Genomic DNA, 1,044 nt, shown 5'->3' on the forward strand with positions numbered 1-1,044 from the left:
GTCCCATTCCTTGCTTGTCAGTCGCTCAAGTTACGGTGGTGGCAAATTGAAGAAAAGGCGACGGCGAGGTAGCATCCCCATTGTTGCTGCCATAAAGAAGCTGGCGAAGACACCGCTTGAGTGCTGTCTGGTGTTACAGTCTGGCTACCTTGTCTATGTCCATATGGAGATCCTTAACCATGCCTTTGAGCGCGTCGAAAAGGGCAAGGACATGATCAGGCCCAGTTGTCTCCACGGTGGCAGATATATGGACAGTAGAAATATCTTCTTCTTCGACTGCACATTAGAGGTAATTCCATACGATCGAACGCACGCTCGTGGTGGATCACTTTGATCGAGCCCCCTTTACTAGCGATGCGTTGGCAAAAGTCGGCCAAACCACCTAGGAGGGTGAGAATAACCGGTACCTGGACGATCGGAAATATTTCCCCGGATGCGCACAAGGCGATGATCGGCCGCAAGTCCACGTTCAATGACGCGGCCCAGGACCGTGGTATCTATGTTTCCTCCACAAACAACTATTTTTGAGGTTGGGCCATACCCACGCAAACTGATTTGCCACGAAGTTCTGGGAGTTGGTGGCCCAAAAGTGGAGCCAACCCCGTCGCGCCTCCTCCTTCAACCACAGTTTTTGCCTAAGGAGTGAGCAAGGAATACGATACAGTTTCAACAAAGCGGAGCACTGAGAGCGCTACATAGTGCTCAGATACCGTGACGACATGGTCAACGTGCTTCTGGCAGATCTTGAACGAAATGTCCCCAACCTCCGCAACAGCAAGGCCATCGGCCAAGGTTGGAACTGCGTTGACAACAGTGGGATGGCCCGCCTCTGTAAGGGTGAGTTTGTGGTCCGTACGGAGGGCCATCGTTAGGGAGGGACAATTTTCAGGCTCCACGCCAATCACCAGCACATCAGGTCGGAGAGTTTTGACGGCGAGGGAGATGCCAGCTATCAAGCCAGCACCCCCCACTGGAACGATGATGGCATCAAGATCTGGGATTTCTTGTATGACTTCAAGTCCGATGGTGCCGGCTCCCGCAATA

2 protein-coding genes are annotated in these 1,044 nt (G+C 52.8%); one reads left to right on the forward strand and one right to left on the reverse strand.

All coding sequences use genetic code 11. The features are described 5' to 3' along the window. Positions 1-334, forward strand: a 334-nt coding sequence (locus V6D20_25210) for a hypothetical protein (GenBank protein HEY9819081.1), incomplete at its 5' end; no start/stop codon positions are given. A 301-nt stretch (positions 335-635) separates the two neighbouring features. Here the strand turns inward: V6D20_25210 and V6D20_25215 are convergent. Beyond that, the coding region (locus tag V6D20_25215; protein HEY9819082.1) for a pyridoxal-phosphate dependent enzyme at positions 636-1,044 on the reverse strand (409 nt) is incomplete at its 5' end.

Source organism: Candidatus Obscuribacterales bacterium, from assembly GCA_036703605.1.
Taxonomy (GTDB): domain Bacteria; phylum Cyanobacteriota; class Cyanobacteriia; order RECH01; family RECH01; genus RECH01.